The 23,888-nt window shown below is 52.0% G+C and carries 26 protein-coding genes; 18 read left to right on the plus strand and 8 right to left on the minus strand.

The window, feature by feature from the left end; genetic code table 11:
• Positions 1-283: 283 nt before the first annotated feature.
• The 6 genes from C7T94_RS06350 to C7T94_RS06375 all read left to right on the plus strand — a co-directional run bounded on the left by C7T94_RS06350 (position 284) and on the right by C7T94_RS06375 (position 5,176).
• Positions 284-667: a hypothetical protein gene (locus C7T94_RS06350; protein WP_162618577.1), complete on the plus strand. Its 384-nt coding sequence runs from the start codon at positions 284-286 to the stop codon at positions 665-667.
• Between the two features lie 124 nt (positions 668-791).
• Positions 792-2,672: a gamma-glutamyltransferase family protein gene (locus C7T94_RS06355; RefSeq protein ID WP_107214432.1), complete on the plus strand. Its 1,881-nt coding sequence runs from the start codon at positions 792-794 to the stop codon at positions 2,670-2,672.
• Between the two features lie 66 nt (positions 2,673-2,738).
• Entirely contained in the window at positions 2,739-3,110 is a 372-nt protein-coding gene (locus tag C7T94_RS06360; RefSeq protein WP_107214433.1) for an ArsR/SmtB family transcription factor, read from the plus strand.
• Positions 3,107-3,538 carry an SRPBCC family protein gene (locus tag C7T94_RS06365; protein WP_107214434.1) on the plus strand — a complete coding sequence of 144 codons (432 nt, stop codon included), beginning with the start codon at positions 3,107-3,109 and terminating at the stop codon, positions 3,536-3,538. The genes C7T94_RS06360 and C7T94_RS06365 overlap by 4 nt, the downstream gene beginning before the upstream one ends.
• 16 nt (positions 3,539-3,554) lie before the next feature.
• Positions 3,555-4,034: an SRPBCC family protein gene (locus C7T94_RS06370; RefSeq protein WP_107214435.1), complete on the plus strand. Its 480-nt coding sequence runs from the start codon at positions 3,555-3,557 to the stop codon at positions 4,032-4,034.
• 41 nt (positions 4,035-4,075) lie between these two features.
• The gene (locus C7T94_RS06375) at positions 4,076-5,176 is read left to right on the plus strand and encodes a DNA alkylation repair protein (protein WP_107214436.1); all 1,101 of its coding nucleotides are present in this window, start codon (positions 4,076-4,078) and stop codon (positions 5,174-5,176) included.
• A 7-nt stretch (positions 5,177-5,183) separates the two neighbouring features.
• Here C7T94_RS06375 and C7T94_RS06380 read toward each other — a convergent pair whose 3' ends face one another.
• Positions 5,184-6,161 carry a sugar phosphate isomerase/epimerase family protein gene (locus tag C7T94_RS06380; protein ID WP_107214437.1) on the minus strand — a complete coding sequence of 326 codons (978 nt, stop codon included), beginning with the start codon at positions 6,159-6,161 and terminating at the stop codon, positions 5,184-5,186.
• Between the two features lie 213 nt (positions 6,162-6,374).
• Here C7T94_RS06380 and C7T94_RS06385 point away from each other — a divergent pair, with 213 nt between their 5' ends.
• Positions 6,375-7,484: a Gfo/Idh/MocA family protein gene (locus C7T94_RS06385; protein WP_107214438.1), complete on the plus strand. Its 1,110-nt coding sequence runs from the start codon at positions 6,375-6,377 to the stop codon at positions 7,482-7,484.
• 19 nt (positions 7,485-7,503) lie between these two features.
• On the opposite strand, the gene C7T94_RS06390 is transcribed toward C7T94_RS06385, so the two are convergent.
• Positions 7,504-8,154: an HAD family hydrolase gene (locus C7T94_RS06390; protein WP_107214439.1), complete on the minus strand. Its 651-nt coding sequence runs from the start codon at positions 8,152-8,154 to the stop codon at positions 7,504-7,506.
• Positions 8,155-8,241: 87 nt separating this feature from the next.
• On the minus strand, positions 8,242-8,736 hold the full coding sequence (locus C7T94_RS06395) for an SRPBCC family protein (protein ID WP_107214709.1): 495 nt from the start codon (positions 8,734-8,736) through the stop codon (positions 8,242-8,244).
• Positions 8,737-8,907: 171 nt separating this feature from the next.
• Between C7T94_RS06395 and C7T94_RS06400 the strand changes: the two genes are divergently transcribed.
• The 6 genes from C7T94_RS06400 to C7T94_RS06425 all read left to right on the plus strand — a co-directional run bounded on the left by C7T94_RS06400 (position 8,908) and on the right by C7T94_RS06425 (position 14,017).
• The gene (locus C7T94_RS06400) at positions 8,908-9,936 is read left to right on the plus strand and encodes a LacI family DNA-binding transcriptional regulator (RefSeq protein WP_107214440.1); all 1,029 of its coding nucleotides are present in this window, start codon (positions 8,908-8,910) and stop codon (positions 9,934-9,936) included.
• Positions 9,937-10,003: 67 nt separating this feature from the next.
• Positions 10,004-10,846 carry a 5-dehydro-4-deoxy-D-glucuronate isomerase gene (kduI, locus tag C7T94_RS06405; RefSeq protein ID WP_107214441.1) on the plus strand — a complete coding sequence of 281 codons (843 nt, stop codon included), beginning with the start codon at positions 10,004-10,006 and terminating at the stop codon, positions 10,844-10,846.
• Between the two features lie 4 nt (positions 10,847-10,850).
• Complete coding sequence (locus C7T94_RS06410) at positions 10,851-11,975, plus strand: DUF4861 family protein (RefSeq protein ID WP_107214442.1); 1,125 nt, start codon at positions 10,851-10,853, stop codon at positions 11,973-11,975.
• 17 nt (positions 11,976-11,992) lie between these two features.
• Positions 11,993-12,763 (plus strand): SDR family oxidoreductase, encoded by a 771-nt coding sequence (locus C7T94_RS06415; protein WP_107214443.1) that lies wholly within the window; start codon positions 11,993-11,995, stop codon positions 12,761-12,763.
• 69 nt (positions 12,764-12,832) lie between these two features.
• Complete coding sequence (locus tag C7T94_RS06420) at positions 12,833-13,702, plus strand: pirin family protein (protein WP_107214444.1); 870 nt, start codon at positions 12,833-12,835, stop codon at positions 13,700-13,702.
• Between the two features lie 21 nt (positions 13,703-13,723).
• A complete protein-coding gene (locus C7T94_RS06425) occupies positions 13,724-14,017 on the plus strand; it encodes a GNAT family N-acetyltransferase (protein ID WP_107214445.1) in 294 nt (97 codons plus the stop codon).
• A gap of 26 nt (positions 14,018-14,043) precedes the next feature.
• Here the strand turns inward: C7T94_RS06425 and C7T94_RS06430 are convergent, their stop codons facing one another.
• On the minus strand, positions 14,044-15,096 hold the full coding sequence (locus C7T94_RS06430; RefSeq protein WP_107214446.1) for a 2Fe-2S iron-sulfur cluster-binding protein: 1,053 nt from the start codon (positions 15,094-15,096) through the stop codon (positions 14,044-14,046).
• Positions 15,097-15,132: 36 nt separating this feature from the next.
• A complete protein-coding gene (locus C7T94_RS06435; RefSeq protein ID WP_162618578.1) occupies positions 15,133-15,876 on the minus strand; it encodes a hypothetical protein in 744 nt (247 codons plus the stop codon).
• A gap of 122 nt (positions 15,877-15,998) precedes the next feature.
• Between C7T94_RS06435 and C7T94_RS06440 the strand changes: the two genes are divergently transcribed.
• The 5 genes from C7T94_RS06440 to htpG all read left to right on the plus strand — a co-directional run bounded on the left by C7T94_RS06440 (position 15,999) and on the right by htpG (position 20,763).
• A complete protein-coding gene (locus tag C7T94_RS06440; RefSeq protein ID WP_107214448.1) occupies positions 15,999-16,505 on the plus strand; it encodes a GbsR/MarR family transcriptional regulator in 507 nt (168 codons plus the stop codon).
• Positions 16,506-16,562: 57 nt separating this feature from the next.
• Positions 16,563-17,369 (plus strand): DUF393 domain-containing protein, encoded by an 807-nt coding sequence (locus C7T94_RS06445; RefSeq protein WP_107214449.1) that lies wholly within the window; start codon positions 16,563-16,565, stop codon positions 17,367-17,369.
• Positions 17,370-17,376: 7 nt separating this feature from the next.
• The gene (locus tag C7T94_RS06450; RefSeq protein WP_107214450.1) at positions 17,377-18,306 is read left to right on the plus strand and encodes a TIGR01777 family oxidoreductase; all 930 of its coding nucleotides are present in this window, start codon (positions 17,377-17,379) and stop codon (positions 18,304-18,306) included.
• On the plus strand, positions 18,306-18,758 hold the full coding sequence (locus C7T94_RS06455; RefSeq protein WP_107214451.1) for an SRPBCC family protein: 453 nt from the start codon (positions 18,306-18,308) through the stop codon (positions 18,756-18,758). The genes C7T94_RS06450 and C7T94_RS06455 overlap by 1 nt, the downstream gene beginning before the upstream one ends.
• 115 nt (positions 18,759-18,873) lie before the next feature.
• Complete coding sequence (gene htpG, locus C7T94_RS06460; protein WP_204353220.1) at positions 18,874-20,763, plus strand: molecular chaperone HtpG; 1,890 nt, start codon at positions 18,874-18,876, stop codon at positions 20,761-20,763.
• A gap of 145 nt (positions 20,764-20,908) precedes the next feature.
• Here htpG and C7T94_RS06465 read toward each other — a convergent pair whose 3' ends face one another.
• The 3 genes from C7T94_RS06465 to C7T94_RS06475 all read right to left on the minus strand — a co-directional run bounded on the left by C7T94_RS06465 (position 20,909) and on the right by C7T94_RS06475 (position 23,888).
• The gene (locus tag C7T94_RS06465; RefSeq protein WP_107214452.1) at positions 20,909-21,478 is read right to left on the minus strand and encodes an alpha/beta hydrolase; all 570 of its coding nucleotides are present in this window, start codon (positions 21,476-21,478) and stop codon (positions 20,909-20,911) included.
• Positions 21,479-21,702: 224 nt separating this feature from the next.
• Complete coding sequence (locus C7T94_RS06470) at positions 21,703-22,557, minus strand: N-acetylglucosamine kinase (protein ID WP_239494940.1); 855 nt, start codon at positions 22,555-22,557, stop codon at positions 21,703-21,705.
• 20 nt (positions 22,558-22,577) lie between these two features.
• Positions 22,578-23,888 carry a TolC family protein gene (locus C7T94_RS06475; RefSeq protein WP_107214453.1) on the minus strand — a complete coding sequence of 437 codons (1,311 nt, stop codon included), beginning with the start codon at positions 23,886-23,888 and terminating at the stop codon, positions 22,578-22,580.

Raw genomic sequence — 23,888 nt, forward strand, 5'->3', positions numbered from 1 at the left:
AGAAAGAACTGCTGCAACGGCAGCTCGCCGAAGCGCTGTCCTGGTCCGACTACCAGGCAGCACACGGGTTTCAGTAAGCTTTGTTCGGGGCAGGGAACAACCTCGACACGCTCAAAGTGTTCTTAAATAAAAACCACAGGGAGCTTATGCATCAGGAGCAGATGCTAAAACTGAGACTTGCTCACCTGAATACGGATGCAGAACCTGCCTATTTAGTAGAGTTCATGGAAGAACAGGTGCGGGAGTCGCAGGAGCGCATTGCTCAGCTACGTGCTGCAGGCCCGTGGAGCAACAAAGACGGGCAGGGAAGATTGACGATGCGTTTTTTTTGCTTGTTGAGGGCCTCATAAGCGGTTTCCGGTTTTATTTCACCGATGAGGAAACGCCGTTTATGCATTTCAGCACAGACACAAACGGCGAGTCTGTTGTCGGCAGGTTGTCTGCCGATGTGCACTTGGAACACTTGGGATTGCGACTGGCCACGGCCTGCCCGGGTCTCGGTTTCAGTGCCGGCGATACGGATCTGCCTGAACTTCGGTATCCGGTTGCAGGCTTCCGGGACGCATGGGGTTTGAAGATCATATTAAGCAGGTTAATATATGAAGTAATGGAGCCATACTGCCGTCGGCAAACCGGCCACCTGGTCTATGATCAGCCCGGCACATAGTTCGAGTCCTGCAAAGTTGGTAACTTTCGTAAAGTTACCAACTTTAAGTTAAATTTTTTACCAAAATCAATTTTTTTGATTCTTTCGTTCATGTTCGGCTTTCGTTTTTTCCTTACCTTAGAACATGAAAAAATTTGCAGCTTTCCTGCTTCTCATCCTGCTCTCCTTTCGCCTTTATGCACAACCCACCCAAAAGCCCATGTTGTATGGCAGCAGCTGGATGGCCATTACCGGTAAGCCGCTCGCCGCTACCGCAGGCAGCATGATCTTTCAGCAGGGCGGGAATGCGGTCGATGCTGCATGCGCTATGCTCGCAGCCACCTGCACCATGTGGGACACCCTGAGCTGGGGCGGCGAAACACAAGCGCTGATCTACAACCCGAAGACGAAACAGGTCATTGCCATCAATGCCATGGGCGTTGCTCCGACGGGCGCCACGGCGGCATTCTTCAAAAATAAGGGCTACCAGTTCCCGCCAGAATATGGTCCGCTGTCGGCCACCACGCCCGGCACACCCGGCGGCCTCATTTTCATGCTGCATGAATATGGGACCATGAGTCTTGCACAAGTGCTGGCCCCGGCGCTGCAAATGGCTAAAGGTTATCCCATCGAGGCTCAGGCCGCAAACACGATTGAACGGCAGAAGGACCTCATTAAGCAATGGCCTTACAGCAAACGTGTGCTGCTGCCACATTTGGGCGCACAGCGCGAAGCACCTGAAGGCGGCGAGCTGTTCAGTCAGCCAGACCTGTTTACCACCCTGTCTAAACTCGTGCAGGCCGAAACCGAGGCGCTTCGTAAAGGCAAAAGCCGCAAACAGGCACTGATGGCGGCGTACGACCGCTTCTACAAAGGCGATATCGCTAAAGAATTTGTCAGGGGCTGCCAGGAGCAGGGCGGGCTCATCACACTGGCTGATCTCGCCGCCTGGAAGCCGATAGCCGAAGACGCTCTGTCAACAACATATAAAGGCATTGAGGTTTATAAACTCAAGCAATGGACTCAGGGTCCCGTCTTGCTCCAGGCGCTGAATATCCTCGAAAACTTTGACCTGAAGGCCATGGGATACAACAGTCCAGAGTATATACACACCGTTTATCAGGCCATGAACCTGGCTTTTGCTGACCGCGACTTTTACTACGGCGATCCCGCTCAACTGCCCGCAGAACCCATGAAGGGCTTGTTAAGCAAGGCTTATGCAAAGCAGCGCGCCGCATTGATCAACCCGGCCAGGAACGATGCGAAGATCGGACCGGGCGATCCATTTCCGTTTCAGAACCAGCCGAATCCCTACCTGAACCTGCTGAAAGCGCGGGGTTATGAACCCGACAGCAGCAAACGTAATTTCGCACCAAAACATGATCTAGGTAGGTTACCTGAAGATGAAAACTACCATGACCGGCTTTGGCGGGGTACAACTTCAATCGAAGCGGCCGACAAAGAGGGTTGGGTCGTGTCGGTCACGCCCAGCGGGGGCTGGCTGCCGGCCTGTATAGCCGGCAACACCGGCATCGGTATGAGCCAGCGCATGCAGAGTTTTGTGCTCGATCCGGCGCTGAATCCATTCAATGTTGTAGCCCCGGGCAAACGTCCGCGTGTTACACTTTCTCCATCCCTGTTCCTGAAAGACGGTAAGCCTTACTTGTCCGCAGCCGTACAGGGTGGCGACACGCAGGACCAAAACCTGCTTCAGTTTTTCCTTAACGTTGCCGACTTTAACATGCCGGTGCAGAAGGCCACCGAAGCGCCTAATTTTAATACCAACCAGCTCTGGCTTTCGCTGGGCGGGACCAAAGTCGCAGACCGGGAACCAAAGCCAGGCCAGATCCTGCTCCAGTCGCAAACACCTGCCACTACCCGTGAGGCACTCCTAAAAAAAGGATACCAACTCAGCTTTTCCGAACGCACCAGCGGTCCAATTAACGCCATTTGGTTCGACTGGAAACATAAAACGCTCTGGGGTGGTTCGAGTAACCACGGCGAAGATTACGGTATAGCCTGGTAAAAATCAAGACCTGAATTTGCATAAATAAAACCAGAGGCGTAAATTGGCAAGTAAATACTTGCCTTTATGGAATTGCGAAGAGATGTTTTTCAGGCCATTGCAGACCCTACACGGCGGCAGATCATTGAGATGCTGGCGGCCTCAGACATGAACATGCGCAGTGTAGCCGACCATTTCGATATGAGCAGGCAGGCAGTTGCTCTGCACATGAAGGTGCTTGAGGCTTGTGGCATGCTAACCATTACCCGCTCCGGGCGCGAAAAGCATTGCACGATCATCCCCGCAAAACTTAGCGAAGTACATGCCTGGACAGAACAATTCCGCTCCTTCTGGACGGCAAAACTCGCCAGCCTCCGGCAATTGGTCGAAAACGGTGCAACCGAACTGCCCGCTGCGACCGTGCCCCAACCCGGACTTCACAAAAAGCGAAAAAAATGAATACGGTAGTCGTCGAAGAATTTTTTAACGCCTCGGTCGCGGTGGTCTGGAAAGCCCTGACAGAAAAAGCCGAACTGGAAAAGTGGTATTTTAACCTGTCCGATTTCAGGGCAGAACCTGGTTTCGAATTCAGTTTCGAGGGGCGGGGCCATTCGGGCGACCGCCTGGTGCACATTTGCCGCATCACAGAAGTTACCCCGAGGCAGCGCCTCGAGTACTCCTGGCAATACACGCACCTGCCGGGATTCTCGCTGGTTACCTTCGAGCTTTTCGAAGAAGGCGGCGGTGCTCGCCTCCGCGTTACCCATACCGGCCTGGACAGTTTCCCGCAAAACCGGCCAGACTTCACAGCAGACAGCTTTACCGGTGGCTGGACTGAGATCCTGACAGCATGGTTGGCAGGCTACCTGCGTTCAATGAATAAATAACTTAAATGCTAAGAGCATGATCACAGACACGCAAAAGACAGTAGAAACAGCACTCCTCATTCGTAAACCTGCACGCGATGTTTACGAAGCACTCATCGATCCGGACCAAACCAGTAAGTTCTGGTTTTCGCACGGCTCGGGACGGTTGGATGAGCACCAGACCGTAACCTGGAACTGGGATATGTATGGTGTTTCCACCGGAGTAAAGGTGTTGGCTCTTGTGCCAGAAGAAAAAATCAGCTTTGCCTGGGGAAATGAAGGAATGGAAACAACAGTCGAGTGGACACTGACGCCCATTGATGGAAAGGGCACTTTCCTGCAAATTACCGAACACGGCATTAATGGTACCGATGATGAGGTGCTTGGAAAGATCAAGGACTCGACCGGCGGGTTTGTTCTTGTCCTCGCTGGCCTGAAAGCATGGCTGGAACATGGAATTCGCCTGAATTTGGTGGGCGACCGCTTCCCGCCCGAGATTGCCGGCCAGAAGCATTAAAATTTTTAGCGTCGAGACCGTCAGGCGATGTACCTTTACACATGGCTTTGATCAAAGACGTTTACAACGCATCTTTTTACAGCGGGTTTGTTGTGCATGCTACCGCTGCGATTCCTGGTTTTGCTGCCGAAACTTTCCTTCGGGATGTGCAGCCGCCGCATTTTCCGGGCTTTGAGTTCAAGGAACGGATGATCCACACAACGCATATTTTCAGCCAGTCTCTGCCTGCGGGTTTCAGTGAGAGCGCGCCTGCTTTCACTGCACTGGTCAGCCGCCTGCTCGACGCCGGACAAGAGGAAAAACTGGCTTACATTTTCCTGCCAGAATACATCGCGCGGTACGGCCTTGAAGATTTTGAAACTGCCACCGGTCTGCTCTGTCAGGTCACGCAGTTCGTGTCTGCTGAATTTGCTGTCCGGCCGTTTTTACTCCGATATTTTGACCGGATGCTGTCTGTTATGACCGCCTGGTCGCTCCATGAAAACCATAAGGTAAGGCGCCTTGCCAGCGAAGGCAGCCGGCCCAGGCTGCCCTGGGCGATGGCCATACCCGAGCTGAAGCGTAATCCGCTGCCAGTGTTACCATTATTGGAAAATCTGAAGTGTGACCCGTCTGCCTGGGTGCGTAAGAGCGTGGCCAACCACCTGAACGACATTTCAAAAGACCATCCCGACTTGCTGCTCCGGCTGGCCACCGAATGGAAAGGAACATCGCCCGAAACGGATGCCATCATCAAACATGCCTGTCGTACGCTATTCAAGCAAGGGCATCGGGGGATATTGTCCCTGTACGCGCTCCATGCTGATGGCCTCAGCCTGCCCGGTTTCAGGCTCGAGGCGCCCGAGGTCACGCCAGCACAGCCGCTTACATTTACTTTTTCCATCGAAAACCAACTGAACAAAGACCGGGAATTGCGGTTGGAATATGCAATCTATCACCTGCGGGCCAGGGGCCAGCTGACCCGTAAGGTGTTTAAAATCAGCGAGCGATCGCTCGCCCCCGGGCAGGCCTTACAGTTAACCCGCCGGCATGCTTTCAGGCCCATCACAACACGCACCTATTACCCAGGGTTACATAAAGTTGCCCTGATCGTAAACGGACAGGAGCTTGCCGAACTTCCCTTTGAGCTTAAAGATGTTTAAACGGACCTTAACTGATCAGGTTTTTCTTTACGTAGCTGAAGCTTTGTTTAACACTTGCAAAAACATCCTGTTTAATGACATCCTGCTCGACGTATATATGTCTGAGGCCTGATTGTTCCTGGTGGCTGAAAATTTCGCGGAAATCAATAGCACCCGTGCCTACTTCGGTATAGGAAATGGTCTGCAGAATATCGAGTGATGGCTTCTTGTCCTGGTCGCCGCCTGTAATTGGCGCAGTATTGTTTTTGTCCATATCTTTCACATGCCACATGGCGAAGCGTCCGGGATACCTGCTAAAATAATCGTCGGGATTGATGCCTGATTTTTTTGCCCAGAACAAGTCCATTTCGAATGTAACCAGGTCTGGCTCTGTACCGGCAATGAGTATATCTAACCCTTTTTTACCGCCGGCAAGGTTCCTGAACTCCCAGAAATGGTTGTGGTATCCGATGGTCAGCCCTGCTTTGCGGCACAACTCGCCGGCTTTGTTGAGCTGGCTGGCCATAAACTGAAAGTCATCTGCACCAAGCTGGTCGAGGAGCATCAGTGGCGGTACCGGGACAATAAAATACTGCTGGCCCAGCCCGGCCGCAATGTCAATCTGGTATGACAGTGCCGACTGGTCGCCATTGCCTCTGGTCAGAAAATCATGAAGCTGGTAGTGCCCGCTGTAGCTTTTTAGGTCGCTGTCTGTGAGTAGTTTTTTCAGTTCCGGCACCTGCAGGCCCCAAAATGCAGCCTTTGGACTCTTTTTATTGTAGTCGAAAAATGTTTCAACATGGTCATAGCCGATTGCCGCCACCTTAGCCAGGCTGCCTTTCACATCCTTATCCAGCGCTTCGCGGATGCTGAAAAGTTGCAGACCGATCTCTTTAACTGGCTGAAAGGTTTTTTTACCGCCACTGCAGGCTGCAAGCGGGCGGGCCAGCGCAAAGGCACTGCCAAGTAGGGCAGCGTTTTTGATAAATTTTCTCCGGGTGCTCATGATATCTGGTTAAGGTGTCTTTTGTTGCTGTAATTTACATTATTCTGTGATCTCCGGCAATAGGCCGTTTTGTGAAACGGATAAACGTTAAGCGATAAAGCGTCTGAACAAAAAGGTGCTTTGATCTAAATTGCTTATTTTTAGTTCATTGAAACCAAGCCCGGCGTAAAACCGTTATGGGAGTATGATCACCTGAAAGAAACCTGAGCCACCATGCCTTCAAGAAGAAGATTTTTACAAACACTCAGCGCTGCAGCGCTGACCCTGCCGGTTATGCCATTGAGCGTTATGGCAGGCAATACAGAACAACCTTACCAGGGGCCGGTGCTGCGCGTAGCACTCATGGGCCTGGGCGGTTATGCCACGCTGGTTGCCAGGGGGCTGGAATCTTGTCAGCGCGCCAGGCTCGCAGGCCTTATTAGCGGAACGCCCGAAAAGATCAGGTCCTGGAGCGAGAAGTATGGTATAGCTGGCAAGAATTGCTACAACTATGAGAACTTTGACCAGATCAGGGATAACAAAGATATTGATGCGGTTTATGTTATTACACCGAATGCCTTGCACCATGAACAGGTTTTACGCATAGCCAAAGCCGGCAAACATGTGATCTGCGAAAAACCAATGGCGCTGAATGCGCGCGAGGGCCAGGAAATGATTGAAGCGTGCAGGCGGGCAAAGGTGAAGTTGCTGGTCGGGTACCGCATGCATTTTGAGGCCAATACCTTAGAGATTGTTCGCATGCGCCAGGCCGGCGAGCTGGGAAAAATCAGGTTCTTTCAGGGCCTGAGCGGTTTCCGCATCGGCGATCCGGGTCAATGGCGGCTGTCCAAACAGCTGGCAGGCGGTGGGGCGCTGATGGACATTGGCATTTATGCTATCAATGGATCGCGTTACATGGTTGGCGAAGACCCGGTGTGGGTCGCTGCGCAGGAAACCAAAACAGATCCGCAGAAATTCAAAGCCGGCGTTGACGAGACCATTCAGTTTCAGCTTGGTTTTCCCGGCGGGGCGGTGGCGTCCTGTCTTTCCACATATAGCATGAACAACCTGGACCGCTTCTTCCTGAACGGCGATAAGGGCTTTGCCGAACTGCAGCCTGCTACAGGATACGGACCCATTAAAGGCCGTACAAACAAGGGTGAACTGGCCTTGCCGCATGTGATGCACCAGGCCCGGCAAATGGAAGAAATGGCAGGAATCATCCTGGAGAACAAAAAGCCGCTTATCCCGGTCGACGGGGAAGAAGGCCTGAAAGATCTGAAAATTATCGATGCCATTTACCAGGCCGTCCAGTCGGGAAAAAAGGTCAGCCTCAAGTTATAGGCAGCCGGATCTTCATTTTTTATAAAGGGCGAACCAACCCAGGCAAATCGGAGAACTTCCCGATGCGGTAGCTTGCATCTGGTACCTCTGCAAAACCATATGCGGCATGGATAAAGGGAATGTTGTTCGCTGCCGTAGCTTCATAGTCCCAGATCGTGTCCCCGATATAAACCGGTGCCTTCAGGCCATTCCGCGCAATGATCGCGGCTATGTTCTCGCTCTTCGGCAGACCAGTACGTCCCGGGCACTCAAAATCGTCGAAATAAATTTCAAGCCCGTGAAAGTCCAGGAAATTTTCAATATAACCGGCCAGGCAGTTGCTCACAATAAATAAGCGGAAGTTTGCCTTCAGTATGGGCAGTACCTCCCTGACTTCGGGGAACAGGATGCCGCCATGCGCACGCATGTAACGTTTTTCGTTTTCCTGGTAGGCTGTAAACACTGTCTTCCGCCGGTCGGCGGGAACGAACGAAAAATATTGGTCAAAAACCCGCTCAATCTGCAGGCCGGACACAGAGCGAACCATGGTTGCATCCAGGCTGTGCTGGTCCAGCTGTTGCTGCCTGAACGTCTCGTTCCAGGCCGAGGCGCAGGTTTCGGCTGCATCCCAGAGCGTCCCGTCAAGATCAAAAATGAGGCTGTCTGCAGTTAAGTGCGATTGTTGCGGCATGCGATGTGTTTTCGACCAAAGATAAAGATGCAGACCGATGCGGCAAAGCCACGGGGGTTAAACTTGGGTTAATTTGAACAGAGCGCCTCAATTGTTGATCATTGTGCCAAGCCGAAGATCCTTATTCCTGAGGTCAATACCACCTTCGTACACGGATTTCAGGTTATGCAGATAAAACGCCCAGCCGTTAGAACAACCCAGCCGAATGTGCTGACGCGAATGGTCATCCCCTGGTATGCTGTGGTGCCTGAGCTCAATAATCACATACTCTTCAAACGCGCTAAGTTGTACATCAACCAGGCTCGGTCCTTCAAAGGTGAACTGCAGGTGGTCGATGCCGTTTGCCGCCACAATGCGGCCATGCATGGGCGCTGGTTCAAGGAACCAGTACCAGTCATAACTGCAGCCCTTGTTAACCGGGCTCAGCGGGTCTGCCGGTTTACCGGCTGCATCCCGGAAATTTACGCGTTCCAAAAACCATCTTTCCAGGTTCGCAGCCGTTGTCCAGGCACTGTATATTTCTGCGAGGGTAGATTTTACCGCGATGCGCTTGGTAAAAGAGGACCAGTCAAAATCTTTCATGTTAGTATGTTCTGCTTCATAGTCAATGACCCCGCCTGGCCTAAATATACAATAATATCCGTCATGAAGTGGTCGGCGCCAGCCGGCCATGAAAAGATTTGTCATTTATGAAAACGTTTTCATAACTTGAGCTGCCGGTCGCAGATGATCTAAAAGAGCCGGTTGGGGAGAATGTCAAGGACAAAGAAAAACCAGGAAAGTACCATATTGGATATTGCAGCCGCGCTTCAGTTGTCGCCGGCTACCATATCCCGGGCGCTTAACAACAATCCGAATGTAACACCGGCAACCAGAAAAAAGGTAACGGAGATGGCCGGCCAGCTTGGGTACAGGCGCAACAACATGGCCCTGGGCTTAAGAAATAACAAAACCCATACGATTGGACTTATTGTGCCGCGCATCTCTATGTTTTTTCATGCAGAAGCCATTACAATGATGCAAAATGCACTGTACGAAAAAGGTTATAACCTGATCATCTCCCAATCGAACGATTCGCCCGAAATGGAACGCCGGCTGGTCGATACCATGTATTCAAGCCGGGTCGATGCCCTGATCGTCTCCTGTACACTCGATACGCAGGATTTCAGCCATTTCGATGTGTTTGCCGACAACGACATCCCGCTCATTTTCTACGACCGTGTGCCCCCTGCCTTTGATGGCGCGCTCATTATCAGGGGGGATGATTTCCAGGGAGGTTACCTGGCTGGCACGCACCTGGCCGAGACCGGTTGCAAACGCATTGCGCATATTTCCGGGCCGCTGACTACGAACCTGTACAGGGACCGTTCTGCGGGTTTTTTCAAAGCGCTGAAGGCGGCGGGTTTACCAGTGTACGAACACCTGGTTTTTTACCAGCCCTTAACCTACGATAACACACGTACGGCGCTCAAAAAAATGTTCGAGCACCGGGAAAAACCCGATGCGGTTTTCACGGCCAATGATACAGCTGCGATCGCTGTGCATGAATTCGCCCGTGAAAACGGCCTCGAGATACCCCGGCAGCTTAAAATAGTCGGCTATTCGAATGATCCGCGCTGTGCCATTATACGCCCCGCCATTACTTCGGTTGAACAGTTCCCTGGCAAAATGGGCAGCAAAGTAGTAGAAGCGCTCATGCAAATGCTCGCGGCCGACCGGGAAACAGCTTTGAATGAGCCGATCACGATACCCGTTCAATTGATCAGGCGCATGTCTACCTGAGGCCGGCAATAGCGAATGACCAAGGACCAATGAACCTAAATTTCCAGATCTGATTATATAGTTTAACATGAAATACACTTTCGAAAGCCGTTGGGCAACAAGTCCGGCAGAAGCAAAACAAATGGATACAAGCGCGCTGCGGGCGCATTTCCTCATGCCGCAGCTGTTCGTTCCTGACCAGATGTCGTTTACCCTGAGTCATTTTGACCGGTACATTACTGGAGGTATTTTGCCGGTGGCAGAAGCCCTCAATCTGCCTAATCCGCCAGAACTCAGAGCAGAATTCTTTCTGCAGCGGCGCGAACTGGGGATCATAAACGTTGGTGGCCCAGCGCAGATCATTGCTGACGGCGAAACCTTTGAGCTGGCTTTCAAGGAGGCCCTTTACATAGGTCAGGGAACCCGAGAGGTAAGTTTTTCCTCAGCCGACCCGGCCAATCCGGCAAAGCTGTACCTGAACTCAGCACCTGCTCATCATCCATACCCGAGCAAAAAAGTAACCCGCAACGAGGCCGAAGTTGTTGAACTCGGCAGCGCTGCTACAGCAAACCATCGCGTTATCAACAAACTGCTGGTGAACAGTGTCGTACAGACCTGCCAACTGCAGATGGGAATGACAGAATTGAAGACGGGAAGCGTCTGGAACACCATGCCTGCACACACGCATGACCGCCGCATGGAAGTCTATTTTTATTTTGAAGTACCGGACGGACAGGCAATCTGCCATTTTATGGGAGAGCCGCAGGAGACCAGGCACATCTGGATGCAAAACGAGCAGGCCGTCATATCGCCCAACTGGTCTATCCACTCAGGATCAGGCACCTCGAACTATACATTTATATGGGGTATGGCAGGGGAGAACCTGGATTACGGCGACATGGACCATTGTGCAATAACAGATTTGAGATAAGTTTATGAAAAGATTCATTTGTATGCTGGGCCTCGCCGCCCTGTTCCCAACAGTACTGCTGGCACAAAAAAGGTCGCTGCTGGTGCAGAACCCATCAGCTTTTGACCGCAGTGAGGCGGTGGTTTCGGTGCCCTGGAGCCAGGTTCTTAAAAAAGGACCGGTCGATACCGCTACGCTGGTCATTACCGGCCCCGACGGCAAACAATTGCCGCTGCAGTTTGAAAAACGTGGTGGTACCGGCGTAAAAAACCTCCTGGTGCTAGTGAGTATCAAAGCCAAAGAAACGCTGGCGTTAAGCATGGCCAGTGGAAAGCGGATTGCGCAGCCCACACGAACCTTTGCCCGCTACGTGCCCGAACGGAAAGATGACTTTGCCTGGGAAAACGACCGGGTCGCTTTCAGGTTGTATGGCAAGGCACTTGAAGGCAGCGGGGAAGATGCACAGGGCATGGACGTTTGGGCCAAACGCACGCCTGACCTTATTGTTAATAAGTGGTACCGAAGCGGAGATTACCACAGCGACCACGGAGAGGGCCTGGATTATTATTCGGTGGGAATGAGCCTTGGTGCCGGCGACATTGCGCCTTTTCCGGATGGAAAAATCAGCTATCCCAAACACTACCGCCGGTATGAAGTGCTCGATAATGGTCCCATTCGCAGCACGTTCAGGCTGGACTTTGACAGCTGGGACGTATCGGGCAGACGGGTTGTTCTGACCAAAACAATCAGCATAGACGCAGGGTCCCAACTGAACCGGGTCGAGGCCACTTTCAACTTTAAGGGTGAGCAGCCGCTTCCCGTAGCGGTCGGGATCGTGCAGCGCAAGGAGCCCGGGGGGCAGCGCACCATTCAACAGGTACCGGGTGTGGTGGCGTACTGGGAGCCCGCGCATGGGGCAGATGGCAACCTGGCTATCGGGATCATTGCCAGGCAGACCGTAAGCCGTACGCTCGACGCCGAGGGGCAGTTGCTGACCGTTATGCAGGCAAAGAACGGAAAACCGGTCGTCTATTACCAGGGCGCTGCCTGGAACAAAGCCGGCCGCATCAATTCAGCAAACAGCTGGAACCAGTACCTGGAAAACTTCAAAGCACAACTCGACCAGCCGCTGCGTGTCACGGTTAAATAACACCTTTTCTGAACAACATGATGAACAACCAACTATTTGATTTAAGCGGTAAAACCGCGCTGGTTACCGGTTGCAAACGCGGCATTGGAAAAGCCATGGCCCTGGCGCTTGCAGCCGCCGGCGCAGACATTATCGGGATGTCTGCCAGCCTGGAACTGCAGAACAGCACGGCTGAGCAGGAGGTCAGGGCACTTCGCCGGCGGTTTTTTGCCTACCAATGCGATCTCACCAGTCGACAGGCCCTGCTGGCCTTTATCGACAAACTGCATGCTGAGCATCCGGTTATTGATATCCTCGTTAACAATGCCGGAACCATTCTACGCAAGCCGGCCGCAGAGCACCCTGACGCGTACTGGGACGAGGTGATCGCCGTTAACCAGACAGCTCCCTTTATCCTGACCCGCGAAATAGGCAGAAGAATGGTAGAACGCGGATCTGGTAAAGTAATTTTCACCGCATCACTGCTGTCGTTTCAGGGCGGAATTAATGTTCCCGGTTATGCGGCCAGCAAAGGCGCTATAGCGCAGCTTACAAAGGCATTTTCGAATGAATGGGCAGCGCAGGGCGTCAACGTCAACGCCATTGCACCGGGCTATATTTCGACAGACAACACCTCGGCGTTGCGGGCTGACGAAAGCCGCAGCCGGTCCATCCTGGAGCGCATTCCCGCAGGCCGCTGGGGAACTCCCGAAGATTTCGGTGGCCCCGCAGTTTTTCTGTGCTCAAAGGCTGCCGATTATGTGCACGGTACCGTACTCACTGTAGACGGAGGCTGGATGGGCCGCTGACCTTTCTTACCATACATCAAGGATGCCGCAGCTGCCAGCCTGTAGATTTGCTTTACAAAAAGCAAAAATATGAAAAGGTCAATAGAAAGAATTGTGCAACAGCCGCTTCGTCCCGGTATGGTTGGCGATGGTTTTCGTGTGTTCAATTACATACCTGGCGCTAATATCGCTCAGCAGCGCATCAGCCCGTTTCTGATGCTTGACTTCAACGCCGAATACGATTTTGGCCCTTCAGAACACATCCGGGGTGTTGATGTACATCCGCACAAGGGTTTCGAAACGGTAACCATTGCCTACAAAGGCAGTGTGGCGCACCATGACAGCAGCGGTAACAGCGGCGTGATTCATGCCGGCGACGTGCAGTGGATGACTGCCGGAAAAGGCATTCTGCACAAAGAATATCATGAGGAAACATTTTCCCGAAGTGGCGGTCCTTTCGAAATGGTTCAGCTCTGGATCAACCTTCCGAAAAAAGATAAAGGAGCCGACCCGCATTACCAGGCCATTACCGCTGCCGATATGGGGCAGCACCTGCTGCCGCAGGGGGCGGGTCAGGTCAGGGTCATAGCAGGGGATTTTGAAGGAACAGCCGGTCCGGCCCAAACTTATACACCGGTTAACCTGTTCAACATCTGGCTTTCAGTAGGAAAAGACATGACATTTCGCCTTCCTGAAGCGCACCATGCCGCATTGCTGGTTGTCAATGGCGCTACCCATGTTAACGGCGAACTCGCCGGCGAACATGACTTTGTGTTATTTGGCGCGCAGGGAGAAGAAATTACCCTCCATGCCCTGCAGGATAGCCTGATACTTGTGCTTAGCGGTGAACCGATCAATGAGCCGATTGCCAGTTACGGGCCCTTTGTCATGAATACCCAGGCCGAGATCAGGGAAGCCATTATGGATTACAACCTCGGAAAATTCGGGGTGCTGGACTAGCCTGAGCTTAAAACGATTTGAATGAAAACATTTGAGAACAGTAAAGTAACGAAAAATGAGAAGCTTCAGCGCTTCGAGCTGGCTGTGGAGGAAGACCTGGCGATACTGGAGTACCGCGAAAAAGGCGGCGTATACAGCCTGGTGCATACCGAGGTTCCTGTGCCGTTGCGCGGAAAAGGCATAGCCAACTTCCTGATCGAACAGACGCTGAAGCAGCTGGAAAGAGAAGGGCACCAGATACGGCCACTGTGCCGCGCCGTCAGCGCCTTTGTGGAAAGGCATCCTGAATGGGAGCGCCTGCTGGCCCGCACATAAAATCCCGCGGGTGGGCCGGTCCCGTGTCAGGGGTACGTGATACGGGTGCCATTTGTGGTTGGATGTGCGGTGCAAACCAACACCCTCCCGCGCTCCACCTCATCGTCAGTTAAAACCTCGTTGTAATCCATGCGCACAGTCCCCGCCGTGCAGGTGGCCGTACACGTGCTGCACATGCCGGCCTGGCAGCTGTAGGGCAGGTCGATCTGCTGGGCAAGCGCAACCTCCAGAATGCGCTTGTGCCAGGGCACCTCAATCTGGTATTCTTTACCCGACCGTTCAATCAGGACCGTGTAGGTGTTTTTATCTTTCACATCCTTCTCGGTAGCATCGTCATCGTCGGCTTCGTCTTCGGCAATAAAAAATGTTTCCCTTTTGATGCGCTGCTTATCAATTCCCATTCCCAGCAGGGTAATGCGGCAAAGGTCCATATACAGCATCGGGCCGCAGGTGTAAAAAAGCGTTTCGCATGCTGCATCCCGGTTCGATTCAACCACCTGGCGAATCAGGGTGTTATTCAGCCGCGCCATAAGCAGGTTTTTCGAGTGGCTGAAAAACCAGATGATTTTCAGCCGGTTGGAGTAACGGCCCTGCAAAAGCTGTAATTCGTTATAAAACAGCGTCTCGTCAGCAGAACGGTTGCTGTAAACCAGTACAGCTTTGCTTTCCGTTTCGGCCGCCAGCAAAGTTTTCAGGATGGAGAACAATGGGGCTATGCCCACTCCGGCAGCAAATAAAAAAACCTGCCGGCGGCTTTCTTTCTCCGGGATATACGTGAATTGCCCGTTCGGCAACAGGGCAGTCAGCGTATCGCCGACAGCTGTCTTGTGATGCAGAAACCGCGAGATCTCGCCGTTCTCAACGCGCTTCACCGCAATGCTTAGCGGCTCGTCGACAACCGGCGAGCTGCACAGGGAATACGAGCGGCGCAGCTCGCGGTTATTGGACCGGAAACTGAGCGGCAGGAATTGTCCGGCCAGGTACGGGGGCTTTTCGCCGTCAAGCGGCTGCAAAATGTATTCCATGACCTCTGAGCCGCGGTCAATGATCTGGCTGATTTTCAATTGAAAAAAACTCATCGTGATAAGACGCTAAAAATTCGGCCAAACCTCCCGTTAGGGCGTATAGACCAGCCTGAAATAATTTTCCAGGCTTTTGTCATGGTCATCGCGGAAGCTACGCAGCCTGGCCGGGCTGAAGCCAACCGAATCGGCAATCCGGATCACTGCGCCTGGCATTTCCACTTTCGAAGCCAGCGAGGTACGCTTGGGAATGCCGCTCGCCTTTTCTGGACTCTTCCCTTCGAGCAACGTAATCACGCCATCAGGCGTAACCATAAAAAAATGATCGGCGCCTTCAAAAGTTCCGTGGAAAAGACGGGTGAATTCTGCACGCGTACCGTGTACAGTCCCGCCTATAGGCGGAAGGCTGATGGGGGCATCTTTGATGCGCTGGCGAACATCTGCCCACTGTCCGAGAAAAAAGCGGCTGTAAGTATCGTAAGCCTGCGCATTGTACTTACTGGGGTCCAGGTATAACATGCTGGCTGCAGGCGCATGTTCTGCGGGGTTGTTCAGGTATGCCGGCCGGTTCCCAGCAAACCGGGTTTCTGTCCCGGTAAACAGCGAATCGCTATAGGGCATGCCATTCTGGTCGGTGGTCTGGACATTGAGCGGAACCGGTGGGAGTTCGCCGATCTGCAGCTGGCTAAAGGTATAGGCGGTTGCTGCGCCCGGCTCCTTTACCAGCATCAGCCGGCAGGGCTGGCCACTGCAGGTACCGCTCCAAAGTGTCTTTTCGCCGCTACATCCCCAAATTGCCAGCAGCAGGAACATCAGAACAAATCTCGCTTTCATCATATTTTTCAAAATAAAGGTTTTTTTCCATAGCAGAAAGCAGCCCCTGCAGCAATCTGCGACGTTTTATAAATTTAATTTTCAAAAAGTTTTGAAAGTTTAATAACGTGTGCTATGTTTGACTCATGGAATTAGCAGCAGCACGACAAAAATTCATTGATACATGGGGCCGGTTGGGCTCTGAATGGGGCATTAACCGCACCATGGCGCAGGTTCACGCATTATTGCTTATCTCGCCTGAGCCCGTTACGACCGAAGAGGTGATGAGCCAGCTGAGCATCTCGCGCGGAAATGCAAACATGACACTCCGGGACCTGATCAGTTGGGGGCTTGTTGAAAAGCAGCACCGGCCGGGAGAACGGAAGGAATATTTCTTTGCAGACAAAGATGCCTGGAACATTGCCAGGCAGGTGGCAAAAGAACGCAAGAAACGTGAATTGGAACCCATGCTGCGGGTATTGAATGAACTGGCCGAAGTAAAGGGCGATGAAAAGGACGCACATTTCAAAACATTTCACAATTCGGTGACCGACATCCGTTCGCTGGCCCAGAATGCCAATAAAACCATCGATACCATGGTAAAAGCCGAAGAAAACTGGTTTTGGAGCACTTTCTTTAAACTGTTTAAATAGCAGTTTTTTTTGGTCTATATCTTTCAATAATTCCTGAAAATATCATATTTAAGAAAAATGAAAACGCTACACCACCACCTGATTCTTTTTGATGCGGAGTGTCCCATGTGCCGCGCCTATACCCGCCTGTTTACAGGTGCGGGCATCCTGGACAAGACCGGCAGGCAGGCTTACCAGGAACTCGAAGAAGGGCAGTGCCCGCTTGTAGACCGGCAGCGTGCAGTAAACGAAATTGCGCTGGTCAATACGCAGACGGGCGAGGTTACTTATGGTATACACAGCCTGCTGAAGGTGATCGGGCATGCCATTCCCTTGCTGCGGCCTGTGTTTGGCTTTGCGCCGCTGATCTGGCTGTTGTCAGAAATTTATGCTTTTGTGTCTTACAACCGGCGGGTGCTGGTACCGGCAGCCGCCCGTGCCGGTATCCAGCCAGACTTCCGGCCGGGATACAGGGCAGCCTACCTGGTCTTTGCACTGGCTGTCACCGTTCTGCTGCTTAATCACTACACAACCGCCATGGCACCGCTCGTTCCTTCAGCAGGCCCATTTCGGGAACTGTGGATCTGCAGCGGGCAGTTGCTGGTTCAGGCGATCATCATGGTCATTTATGCACGCAATAAAACCTGGGATTACCTGGGCAATATGGTTACGGTTTCCCTGGCAGGCGCCATTCTTTTACAGCTGCCACTCCTGGCGGGAAAAGCCCTGGGTCTTCCTGAACCGTTTTTTGTGGCCGCTTTTCTGGCCGTTGCAGGCCTGATGCTTTTTGAACACATGCGCCGTTGCCGTTTGCTGGAACTTGGTGGGCTGCCTACCCTTACCTGGCTTGGATTCAGGCTAGTTATGTTGCACTTTATTTTCTAATGAACTGATGAAAACTTATCGCAAAATCGTACTTGCCGGCGGCAACGGCTACCTGGGCCGGGTCCTGGCAGATTATTATCTTGATAAGGCCGCCGAAGTGGTCGTGTTGTCGCGCCGCCGGTTCAATGTATCAGGCAACCTGCGCTGTGTGGTCTGGGATGCGAAGACGCCTGGCGCCTGGATGGAAGAACTGTCAGGAGCCGATATGCTGATCAACCTTTGCGGCCGCAACGTAAACTGCCGGTACAATGCCAGGAACCGCAGGGAAATCGTGGCTTCGAGAACCATCCCAACTGCCCTGCTTGGAAAAGCAGTGGCGCGTTTGCAGCAGCCGCCCCGGCTTTGGATCAATGTGACCTCTGCCACCATTTACCGCCACGCAGAAGACCGTGCGCAGACAGAGACCGCTGGCGAGGCCGGCTATGGGTTCTCGGTTGATGTATGCAAACAATGGGAAGCCACATTTTTTAACTGCATTACACCCGGCGTGCGCAAGGTCGCATTGCGGTTGGGTATCGTTCTGGGCCGGCGCGACGGTGTTTTTCCCAGGCTGCTCAACCTGGTGAGGCTGGGGCTTGGCGGGCGGCAGGGAGATGGTTCGCAGTATGTTTCCTGGATCCACGAGCAGGACGCGGCGCAGATTACAGAATGGCTGCTGAACGGGCCCGCCGTTGACGGTGTTGTGAATGCGACCGCGCCAGAGCCTGTCAGAAACAAGGTGTTGATGCAGACTTTGCGGCAAACCTACGGCGTGCCCTTTGGTCTGCCGGCCCCCGCCTGGCTGCTCGCAATCGGCGCGCGGATCATAGGCACGGAGACCGAACTGATCCTCAAAAGCAGGTGGGTGCTGCCGCTGCGCCTCCAGGAGCTGGGCTACCGGTTTCAATATCCCGGCATCCGGGCAGCGATACATGACATTTTGAGCACACGAAGCTGATGTTTCGCATCATTACCAGAAAATGGCTCGATGCCGATGCCGAAACCTGCTTTGACCTGGCCCGCAGCATTGACCTGCATCTTGAATCGATGGGTCATACGCGGGAGCGAGCCGTTGGCGGAAGGGTTACGGGCATGATCGGCCCTGGTGAAACCGTAACCTGGCGCGCAAGGCACTTCGGGTGTTGGTTCACGATGACCAGCCGCATCACGGCCATGCAGTCGCCGGGTTACTTTCGCGATGAAATGCTGACAGGTCCGTTTGCCCGTTTTAGCCATGCCCATTTTTTTCAGGCGGCCGGCAGCAGGACACTGATGACCGATATTGTCGAAGTCTCGGTGCCCTGGGGTTTTCTGGGAAAACTGGTCGGGACGCTTGTACTCAGGCGTTACCTGCTGCGCCTGATTGAACGGCGAAGCGACTGTATTGTAGCGGCAGCCAGGAAATCCTGAAAATTCTTCACGGTTTTTTCAGCTTCATGGGCATGTGATCTGTCAATTTGGCAAAATAAGCTGCTTGGAATAATCGTTGATGAACGAGCATAAATCATAACCACCATCAATTACCATGAGTATACAGGAAAAAGGCAATATTTCAATTCACACGGAAAACATTTTTCCGATCATCAAAAAGTTTCTTTATTCAGACAACGAGATCTTCCTTCGTGAACTTGTTTCGAACGCCGTAGATGCCGTTCAAAAGATCAAAAGACTTGCAGCGCTTGGGCAGTACCAGGGTGAACTGGGCAGCCCGCTCGTCGAAGTGAGCCTGGATGAAGAGAAAAAAACAATCACCATCAGTGACAACGGTCTGGGCATGACGGCTGATGAGATCAAGAAATACATTAACCAGGTGGCTTTCTCAGGCGCAAGCGAGTTCGTTGAAAAATTTAAGGACGCGAAAGATGCCAATGAGATCATCGGAAAATTCGGCCTTGGCTTTTACTCGGCGTTCATGGTTGCCGACCTGGTCGAGATTCAGACGCTTTCTTACCAGGAAGGCGCTGAGCCTGCACGCTGGGTGTGCGACGGAAGCACTGAATTTGAGATCACCGAGGGTGCGCGCAGTACCCGCGGCACCGATATCATCCTGCATATCAACAAAGACGCTGAAGAGTTTTTAAGTAAATACAAACTGGAAGAAATTCTTGACAAATACGGTAAATTTCTTCCGGTTCCGATCAAGTTCGGTACCAAGACCACGACCGAGCCAGACGGCGAAGATGAAGAAGGCAAGCCAAAAACCAGGCAGATAGAGGTAGACAACATCATCAATACCACCAATCCGATCTGGACAAAAGCTCCGACTGAGCTTAAAGATGAAGATTATCTTGATTTCTACAAACAGCTTTACCCGTTCTCAGAAGATCCGCTTTTCTGGATCCATCTCAATGTAGATTATCCTTTTAACCTGACCGGCGTGCTTTATTTCCCGAAACTGAAAAACGATTTCGAGATGCAGCGCAATAAGATCAAGCTGTTCTCGCGGCAGGTCTTCATTACCGATGAGGTCAAAGACATTGTACCTGAATTCCTGATGCTGCTGCACGGCGTGATCGATTCACCGGATATTCCGCTTAATGTGTCAAGGAGCTTTCTGCAGGCCGATAGCAATGTTAAAAAAATCAATAGTTACATCACCAAAAAGGTGGCCGACAAACTGCAGGAGCTCTTCAATAAAGACCGTAAGTCTTTCGAGGAGAAATGGACAGATATCGGTCTTTTTGTGAAATACGGCATTATCAGTGAAGAAAAATTCAATGACAAAGCCAAAGACTTTGCCCTGCTGACCAACACCGCAGGTGAAAATTTCACGCTGAATGAATACCATGAGAAAGTAAAAGACCTGCAGACTGATAAAAATGGTTCTGTGGTGTATCTCTATACAACTGATGCGGCAAAGCAGGACAGCTTTATCCAGTCGGCAGGTAAAAAGGGCTACGACGTACTGGTTATGGATTCCCCGATCGACAATCACTTCATTAACCACCTTGAGCAGAAACTGGAAAAAACTGTGCTGAAACGTGTAGACTCCAGCGTGGTTGACCAGTTGATTGAAAAAGACGAGCAGAATGAACATGTGCTGACCGAAGAGCAGACCGAGAAAGCCAAACAGGTTTTTGAGAAAGCCATTTCCAAGCCAGGTTATCAGGTCGAGGTAGTCGCACTCCATCCCGATGAAATGCCGGTTACCGTAACCATGGATGAGTTTATGCGGCGCATGAAGGACATGGCAAAAATGGGTGGCGGCATGGGCTTTTATGGTCAGATGCCTGACAATTATAAAGTGGCGATCAACGGCAACCACAAACTGATCGGGCGGATACTCGCCGCTGGGTCAGAAGAGGAGCAGAACAAATTGGCCAAACAGGCTGTAGACCTTGCCCTGCTTTCACAAGGCATGCTGAGCGGATCAGATCTGACCGCATTTGTCAGCAGAAGTGTCGAATTGATTTAACCCTTAAGAGCTCCATTAAAAACCGCATCAACCGTTTACCGGGGGTGCGGTTTTTTTTGTCGATATTCCGTCCGGAATAGGCGTCAATGAAACAGGCCTGATTGCCGGCCCGGTTAATGTTTTCTGCAGACCGGGGTTAACAAGGTCAGGTGCCGCTGCCTACCAGGCTGCGGAGGTCAGCGATCAGCACTGGCAGGCCAGCTCCAAAAACATGATCGTTGCCGGGCAGTTGCCGAACGGTAGCGTGGGACAGCGTTGTCTTGTAAAACAGGTGGTGGTCGAATGGAACCACCGGATCATCAGTGCTGTGGTAGATGAAAGCAGCGGGAACGGGTGGCAGCTTCTGTGCAAAGTCGCTCTCAAGTTTGTATTCTTCGACATCCCAATCAGGATCGTCCCAGTTTGGAGTGGCGATAAGGAAGAGACCAGTTACACGCTGTTGCAAAGAATGCTCCGACAGAAATTTTAAAAGCACAGAGCCGCCGAGCGAGTGCCCAACCAGTATTACGGACCCGTCGATCTCGCTGAACGCAGTTGTCAGTTCCTGTGTCCAGCTGTCGTAGGTGGGTTTTTCCGGGTCAGCAACGATTGGGCACCGGATATCGAATGCTGGTTCAAGTGCTGTTCTCATATACGCCACGAGCCCGTAACTTCCCTTGTCGGGCGGACCCTGCGCTCCGGCACTGTGTGCAAAAAGTAAAGTGTGTTTTGACATGGCAGCTATGATATGTTAAAGCGCTAAGTTAAGTGCAGGCTAAGACCTGAGGCGGGGTGATCTGCGCCAAATGCCGGGGTATAGCAGGACAAATTGCAGCCGCAGCGCGGGTTTCTGCTTGGCACGGGTCGTTTGCCATCATGCAATTTGCCACGACCTGAACCTGATAGCAAAAAAAAGGCCTACCCGGGTGGGATGGCCTCTTTCAGTTATTTCTTTGAATTTTAAGCCTCGATCGATTCTCTCCTTAGGATGTAATTGTATAATTCCTGGATTGGTTTCTGAAGAATCTTACCAACCGTAATCTTGTTGGCGGTACAAGCCTCGGTCAGGATTTCCCGGTAGTAGTATGAAATGGAGCCTACAAAATGTACCGGCATGCGGTCGTAGCCGGCGTAATCTTTAATGTTGGTATCAATGAATTCCTGAAAGCCGTCGCGCAGCGTTTTGCGGATAAACGGGTGGTCATAGTTCTGGATCATAAAGCGGCTGAAACCGGCCAGATAGGTGTTTGGAAAAGGTTTCTGGTAAACACTTGTAATAACTTCTTCCTTTTTTACATCAAAGGATTCCTCAAATATCCTGGCCAATGGCGCTGGCATGCGTTTGTAGAAGTAACTCTGCAGCATTTTTTTGCCGAAATAAGTGCCCGAGCCCTCATCACCCAGGATATAACCGAGGCCATGCCTGCCCTCAGACAGTTTGGTGCCGTCAAAGTGGGTAATGTTCGAGCCGGTACCCAGAATGCAGGTAAGGCCCTCACTGTCTCCGCAGGTTGCATAGACAGAGCCCATCATATCATGTTCAACAGAAACGAAAGCTTTGGTGAAATAAGCGGAAAGACCGTTCGACACGACCTCATGTTTGTCTGGCGAAGAACAGCCGGCGCCAAAAAAATAGATCTCTTTGATCTGGTCGGCATACGGTTCGAAGTCTTTATTTTTAGAGACGATCCTTAGAATATCGTGTTCGCTCAAAAAGTAAGGATTAATGCCCTGGGTGCTGAACTGAAGCGTTCTTTCGGGCGTGTAGGCCATCCAATCTGTTTTAGATGAACCGCTGTCTGCTACAAGAATCATGGCCTAAATATAAACCAATTTTATTGAATGTCAAGGCTGCCGCTTATTTCCCGCAAGGTTATCTCTGCGATTTTGGCCTGGTACTCTATTTCTACAAATCTTGACACCGCATCGAGCGAATTTTTCTGCGCTTCGCGCAATTCCAGCGGCGGAATGCTGCCTAAACGATATTTTTCGAGTGTGATGTCCAGGTTTTGCCTGGCAATATCTACATTTCTTCGTTCAAGTTTGACCAATTCGATAAAATTCTGGTAATTCTGATAGGCTGATAGCAGCAGAGACTTTACATCTTGCCGGGCTTTTTCCAGGCTGAGGGATGCGCTGCTGATCTCGATCTTTGCATTTCGTTCATTCTGACGCTGCAGAAATCCGTTAAAAATATTCAGGCCGGCCGTAAGTCCGTAGGTAAACCCGTTTGCCTGGAAACGCTGGTTAAATCCGGTCGGGCTGGTGCTGCGCGAACGTTCATAACCACCGTTAATGGCAATTGTTGGATAACGTTGTCCACGCACTTCTTTTAAAGTCAATTCTGCTATCCGTTTGTTGATAAAAGCATTCCTGATGTCGGGGTTTTGCTGCTCGGTCAGCGCCTCAAGGGCGGGGTAGGTCAGTGTTCCGTCTATCTCAATCTGTTCTTTCACCTCGAACCGCGTTTGCAGGTCGCGCGCCAGAAGCTGGTTCAGCCTGACCTTGGTGTTTGCCAGAGCCGTTTTTTGCTGCAGGTAAGCAGAGGTATCGGCGTTGTAGTCTACAGAGGCCGCCAGCACGTCGAGTTTGGAGCCGCGGCCGAGCTGTAACTTGTTGTCTGCAATGCGCTGGCGCATCCGCGATACATCAAGGGTGCTGTCTGCGGCATTGAGCAGCTGCTCCTGCCGTACAATATCATAATAGGTGGAGATCACGTCAGCTATGTTCGCAATAACGGTAGCCCGGGCATTTACCTGGCCCTGCTTTTCCAGTTCTTTCAGACGGTCATAGGCCGCGAACATACTGAAACCGTCAAAAATGGTCCAGCCCAGGTTAACGCCATAGGCAAAGTTGGTACTTCTTGCGCCAGTAATAACCCGGTCTGCGCCTGTAGCCGGCGTTTGCCGGGTGTTCTGCCGGCTGCCGCCCGTATTCATATCGCCGGTCAGCACCGGCAGCATGCCGGCATTGGCTGGATTTACATTGTTTTTCGAAATGGCCGCTGCATTTTTTGTTAACTTGATGTCGTAGTTGTTCTCAAGCGAGATGCGAACAGCTTCCTCCAGCGTAAGGAGTTCCTGCGCACCAAGCATGCCGGGAAACCAAAGTAAGAAGGCCGTAAGCAGGTATACGTATTTTTTCAT

The organism is Pedobacter yulinensis, from assembly GCF_003029735.1.
In the GTDB taxonomy this organism is placed as follows: Bacteria; Bacteroidota; Bacteroidia; order Sphingobacteriales; family Sphingobacteriaceae; genus Pedobacter; species Pedobacter yulinensis.

Bases quoted from the DNA above. Each gene is read 5' to 3' on its own strand.
- C7T94_RS06355 (WP_107214432.1), top strand. From the start codon at position 792: ATGAAAAAATTTGCAGCTTTCCTGCTTCTCATCCTGCTCTCCTTTCGC.
- C7T94_RS06360 (WP_107214433.1), top strand. From the start codon at position 2,739: ATGGAATTGCGAAGAGATGTTTTTCAGGCCATTGCAGACCCTACACGG.
- C7T94_RS06365 (WP_107214434.1), top strand. From the start codon at position 3,107: ATGAATACGGTAGTCGTCGAAGAATTTTTTAACGCCTCGGTCGCGGTG.
- C7T94_RS06370 (WP_107214435.1), top strand. From the start codon at position 3,555: ATGATCACAGACACGCAAAAGACAGTAGAAACAGCACTCCTCATTCGT.
- C7T94_RS06375 (WP_107214436.1), top strand. From the start codon at position 4,076: ATGGCTTTGATCAAAGACGTTTACAACGCATCTTTTTACAGCGGGTTT.
- C7T94_RS06380 (WP_107214437.1), bottom strand. From the start codon at position 6,161: ATGAGCACCCGGAGAAAATTTATCAAAAACGCTGCCCTACTTGGCAGT.
- C7T94_RS06385 (WP_107214438.1), top strand. From the start codon at position 6,375: ATGCCTTCAAGAAGAAGATTTTTACAAACACTCAGCGCTGCAGCGCTG.
- C7T94_RS06390 (WP_107214439.1), bottom strand. From the start codon at position 8,154: ATGCCGCAACAATCGCACTTAACTGCAGACAGCCTCATTTTTGATCTT.
- C7T94_RS06395 (WP_107214709.1), bottom strand. From the start codon at position 8,736: ATGAAAGATTTTGACTGGTCCTCTTTTACCAAGCGCATCGCGGTAAAA.
- C7T94_RS06400 (WP_107214440.1), top strand. From the start codon at position 8,908: ATGTCAAGGACAAAGAAAAACCAGGAAAGTACCATATTGGATATTGCA.
- kduI (WP_107214441.1), top strand. From the start codon at position 10,004: ATGAAATACACTTTCGAAAGCCGTTGGGCAACAAGTCCGGCAGAAGCA.
- C7T94_RS06410 (WP_107214442.1), top strand. From the start codon at position 10,851: ATGAAAAGATTCATTTGTATGCTGGGCCTCGCCGCCCTGTTCCCAACA.
- C7T94_RS06415 (WP_107214443.1), top strand. From the start codon at position 11,993: ATGATGAACAACCAACTATTTGATTTAAGCGGTAAAACCGCGCTGGTT.
- C7T94_RS06420 (WP_107214444.1), top strand. From the start codon at position 12,833: ATGAAAAGGTCAATAGAAAGAATTGTGCAACAGCCGCTTCGTCCCGGT.
- C7T94_RS06425 (WP_107214445.1), top strand. From the start codon at position 13,724: ATGAAAACATTTGAGAACAGTAAAGTAACGAAAAATGAGAAGCTTCAG.
- C7T94_RS06430 (WP_107214446.1), bottom strand. From the start codon at position 15,096: ATGAGTTTTTTTCAATTGAAAATCAGCCAGATCATTGACCGCGGCTCA.
- C7T94_RS06435 (WP_162618578.1), bottom strand. From the start codon at position 15,876: ATGATGAAAGCGAGATTTGTTCTGATGTTCCTGCTGCTGGCAATTTGG.
- C7T94_RS06440 (WP_107214448.1), top strand. From the start codon at position 15,999: ATGGAATTAGCAGCAGCACGACAAAAATTCATTGATACATGGGGCCGG.
- C7T94_RS06445 (WP_107214449.1), top strand. From the start codon at position 16,563: ATGAAAACGCTACACCACCACCTGATTCTTTTTGATGCGGAGTGTCCC.
- C7T94_RS06450 (WP_107214450.1), top strand. From the start codon at position 17,377: ATGAAAACTTATCGCAAAATCGTACTTGCCGGCGGCAACGGCTACCTG.
- C7T94_RS06455 (WP_107214451.1), top strand. From the start codon at position 18,306: ATGTTTCGCATCATTACCAGAAAATGGCTCGATGCCGATGCCGAAACC.
- htpG (WP_204353220.1), top strand. From the start codon at position 18,874: ATGAGTATACAGGAAAAAGGCAATATTTCAATTCACACGGAAAACATT.
- C7T94_RS06465 (WP_107214452.1), bottom strand. From the start codon at position 21,478: ATGTCAAAACACACTTTACTTTTTGCACACAGTGCCGGAGCGCAGGGT.
- C7T94_RS06470 (WP_239494940.1), bottom strand. From the start codon at position 22,557: ATGATTCTTGTAGCAGACAGCGGTTCATCTAAAACAGATTGGATGGCC.
- C7T94_RS06475 (WP_107214453.1), bottom strand. From the start codon at position 23,888: ATGAAAAAATACGTATACCTGCTTACGGCCTTCTTACTTTGGTTTCCC.